This is a genomic window from Kitasatospora sp. NPDC091257, from assembly GCF_044757675.1.
GTDB classification, from domain to species: Bacteria; Actinomycetota; Actinomycetes; order Streptomycetales; family Streptomycetaceae; genus Kitasatospora; species Kitasatospora lactacystinica.
This window is the reverse complement of record NZ_JBIVVI010000853.1, coordinates 1-4,082: the sequence shown is the minus strand read 5'-3', so window position 1 is coordinate 4,082 and position 4,082 is coordinate 1. Positions and strand designations below refer to the sequence as shown.

2 protein-coding genes are annotated in these 4,082 nt (G+C 71.4%); one reads left to right on the top strand and one right to left on the bottom strand.

Annotated elements, in window-relative coordinates; translation table 11 throughout:
- The first annotated feature begins 375 nt into the window (after positions 1-375).
- Positions 376-1,605 carry a DUF349 domain-containing protein gene (locus ACIQOV_RS30845; protein ID WP_401053914.1) on the top strand — a complete coding sequence of 410 codons (1,230 nt, stop codon included), beginning with the start codon at positions 376-378 and terminating at the stop codon, positions 1,603-1,605.
- 67 nt (positions 1,606-1,672) lie between these two features.
- Here the strand turns inward: ACIQOV_RS30845 and ACIQOV_RS30840 are convergent.
- Positions 1,673-4,082, bottom strand: a 2,410-nt coding sequence (locus ACIQOV_RS30840; protein WP_401053913.1) for a RelA/SpoT family protein, incomplete at its 5' end; no start/stop codon positions are given.

Genomic DNA, 4,082 nt, shown 5'->3' with positions numbered 1-4,082 from the left:
GCCTGGACGTGGTGCAGAAGATCGCCGCCGCGGGCACCCTGGAGGGCTCGCCGGACGGCCACCCGATGGCCGACGTCACCTTCAACTCCGTTACGGTGGCGAAGGGTTGACCTACTCCGGGGCTCTGCGGGGGCGGCCTGCGCGCCGTCCCCGCAGGGCCCCGGACCGAAATCGCCCGGCCCGGATGCGGACAGCACCGGTCCCGGTCGCCTATGTTGGCGTTGTATAGGGTGCCCGCACCCGCCTGGCCGTCACCCTCGGCTGCAAGGCACGGCGGACGGGGACGGCGGACTCTTTCGGTCCGTCGCACATCAACTGTGGACGACGGACGCGCGCCGCCCCGGCGCGGGCGCGACGTCATGTGGAGGACGCGCTATGAGCAGCGACCCGTGGGGCCGTGTGGACGAGCAGGGCACGGTCTACGTCAGGACGGCCGACGGTGAACGCGTCGTCGGTTCCTGGCAGGCCGGCTCGCCCGAGGAGGCCCTCGCCTACTTCGAGCGCAAGTACCAGGGCATCGAGGTGGAGATCGGCCTGCTGGAGAAGCGGGTGCGCACCACCGACCTGGCCGCCAAGGACGCCCAGACCGCGCTGGAGCACCTGCGCGCCCAGGTGGTCGAGGGACACGCGGTCGGCGACCTGGAGGGCCTGGCCAAGCGGCTGGACACGCTCGCCGGCGAGATCGAGAGCCGGCGCGAGGAGCGCAAGGCCGCTCGCGCCAAGGCCCAGGACGAGGCCCGTGCGGCCAAGGAGGCCCTGGTCACCGAGGCCGAGCAGCTCGCCGAGTCGACCCAGTGGCGGGAGGCCGGGGACCGGCTGCGCGCCCTGGTGGACACCTGGAAGGGCCTGCCGCGGCTGGACCGCAAGAGCGACGACGAGCTGTGGCACCGCTTCTCGCACGCCCGCTCGGTCTTCTCCAAGCACCGCAAGGCGCACTTCGCCACCCTGGACGCCGAGCGCGAGAAGGCCCGGCAGACCAAGGAGGCGCTGGTCACCGAGGCCGAGGCGCTGTCCTCGTCCACGGAGTGGGGCAGCACCGCGGCCGCCTACCGCGACCTGATGGCGCGCTGGAAGTCCGCCGGCCGGGCCCAGCGGGACATCGAGGACGAGCTGTGGGCGCGGTTCCGCGGCGCCCAGGACGTCTTCTTCCAGGCCCGCTCCTCGGTGTTCAGCGAGCGGGACGCCGAGCAGGTGGAGAACCAGAAGCTCAAGGAGGCGCTGGCCGCCGAGGCCGAGGCGATCCTGCCGATCACCGACCTCAAGACCGCCAAGGCCGCGCTGCGCGAGGTCAACGAGCGCTGGGAGGCCATCGGCCACGTGCCGCGCGAGGTCCGTCCGAAGCTGGACGGCCGGCTGAACACGGTCGAGCGGGCCATCCGCGAGGCCGAGGACGCCGAGTGGAGGCGGTCCAACCCGGAGGCCAAGGCCCGCGCGGCCGGCATGGTCGGCCTGTTCCAGGCCAAGGCCGACAAGATCCAGGCCGACCTGGCCAAGGCCCGCGCGGCCGGCAACGCGTCCAGGACCGCCAAGCTGGAGTCCGAGCTGGCCGGCGTGCAGACCCTGCTGGAGCAGGCGCACCGGAGCCAGGAGGAGTTCAGCGGCTGACCGCCCCGAGCGCTGAACGGCGAAGGCCCCCGGGAACGCTCCCGGGGGCCTTCCGCGTACCCGCGCGCTACTTGCGGGCGGAGGTGACGCGGTAGACGTCGTACACGCCCTCGACGCCGCGCACCGCCTTGAGCACGTGGCCCAGGTGCTTCGGGTCGCCCATCTCGAAGGTGAAGCGGCTCATCGCCACCCGGTCCCGGGAGGTCTGCACCGCCGCCGACAGGATGTTGACGTGCTGGTCGGAGAGCACCCGGGTGACGTCCGAGAGCAGCCGGGAGCGGTCCAGCGCCTCGACCTGGATGGCCACCAGGAAGACCGAGGACTGGGTGGCCGCCCACTCGACGTCGATCATGCGCTCCGGCTGCTGGCTCAGCGCCTCCACGTTGACGCAGTCGGCGCGGTGCACCGAGACGCCGTTGCCGCGGGTCACGAAGCCGACGATCGGGTCGCCGGGCACCGGGGTGCAGCAGCGGGAGAGCTTGACCCAGACGTCCTCGACGCCCTTGACGATCACGCCCGGGTCGCCCTTGGCCCGGCGGCGCGCCGCGCGGCGGTTGTCGTGGGTCGGGGTGGCGGTCTCCGCCAGGTCCTCGGTCGCCCCCTCCTCGCCGCCGAGCGCCTGCACCAGCTTCTGCACGATGTTCGGCGCGGCGACGTGGCCCTCGCCGATCGCGGCGTAGAGCGAGGAGATGTCGGGGTAGCGCATCTCGTGGGCCAGGGTGACCAGCGAGTCGCCGGTCAGGATCCGCTGGATCGGCAGGCCCTGCTTGCGCATCGCCCGGACGATCGCCTCCTTGCCGTGCTCGATCGCCTCCTCGCGGCGCTCCTTGGAGAACCAGGCCCGGATCTTGTTGCGGGCGCGCGGGGACTTGACGAAGCCCAGCCAGTCCCGGGAGGGTCCGGCGTTCTCCGCCTTGGAGGTGAAGACCTCGACGGTGTCGCCGTTCTCCAAGGTCGACTCCAGCGGCACCAGCCGCCCGTTGACCCGGGCGCCTATCGTCCGGTAGCCGACCTCGGTGTGCACCGCGAAGGCGAAGTCGACCGGGGTGGCCCCGGCCGGCAGGGCTATCACATCACCCTTGGGGGTGAAGACGAAGACCTCGTTGCTGGCCAGGTCGAAGCGGAGCGACTCCAGGAACTCGCCCGGGTCGGCGGTCTCCTTCTGCCAGTCCAGCAGCTGTCGCAGCCAGGCCATCTCGTTGACGGCGCCGGCCTTGTCCTCCTTGCGGACCTGGGTCGGGGTGTCGGTGCGGACCTTGGACGCCCCGGCCACCGCGCGCTGCTTGTACTTCCAGTGCGCGGCGATGCCGTACTCGGCCCGCCGGTGCATGTCGAAGGTGCGGATCTGCAGCTCGACCGGCTTGCCCCCGGGACCGATCACCGTGGTGTGCAGCGACTGGTACATGTTGAACTTGGGCATCGCGATGTAGTCCTTGAACCGCCCCGGCACCGGGTTCCACCGCGCGTGGATGGTGCCCAGCGCCGCGTAGCAGTCGCGGACGGTGTCGACCAGGACCCGGATGCCCACCAGGTCGTAGATCTCGGCGAAGTCCCGGCCCCGGACGATCATCTTCTGGTAGACCGAGTAGTAGTGCTTCGGCCGGCCGGTGACGGAGGCGGTGATCCGGGCACCGCGCAGGTCCGCCTGGACCTGGTCGATGACGGTCGCCAGGTACTCGTCCCGCTTGGGGGCGCGCTCGGCGACCAGCCGGACGATCTCGTCGTACATCTTGGGGTAGAGGATCGCGAAGGCGAGGTCCTCCAGCTCCCACTTGATGGTGTTCATGCCCAGCCGGTGCGCCAGCGGGGCGTAGATCTCCAGCGTCTCGCGGGCCTTCTTCTCCTGCTTCTCCCGCTTGAGGTAGCGCATCGTGCGCATGTTGTGCAGGCGGTCGGCGAGCTTGATCACCAGGACCCGCGGGTCCTTGGCCATCGCCACGACCATCTTGCGGACGGTCTCGGCCTGCGCGGCCTCGCCGAACTTGACCCGGTCCAGCTTGGTGACGCCGTCCACCAACAGGGCCACTGAGTCGCCGAAGTCCTTGCGCAGGGTCTCCAGGCCGTAGTCGGTGTCCTCGACGGTGTCGTGCAGCAACCCGGCCATCAGGGTCGGGGCGTCCATGCCGAGCTCGGCCAGGATCGTCGCGACGGCCAGCGGGTGGGTGATGTACGGGTCGCCGCTCTTGCGCTTCTGTCCGCGGTGCCACTTCTCGGCCACCGCGTACGCCTTCTCGATGTCGCGCAGCAGCGCCGGGTCGGCCTTGGGGTCGTTCGCCCGGATCGAGCGGAACAGCGGCTCCAGGACGGGGTTCAGCACGCTGGAACGCTGGCCGCCGAGGCGGGCCAGGCGGGCGCGCATGCCACCGGTGGAACCGCGGCCGGAGGGGCCGAGCGAACGCGAGGAGGTCGGCGCCGGGCGTGCCGGGGTGGCCCCCGAGGGCGTGGGACGGTCTTCGGGGGCGGCCGCTGCGGCCGTG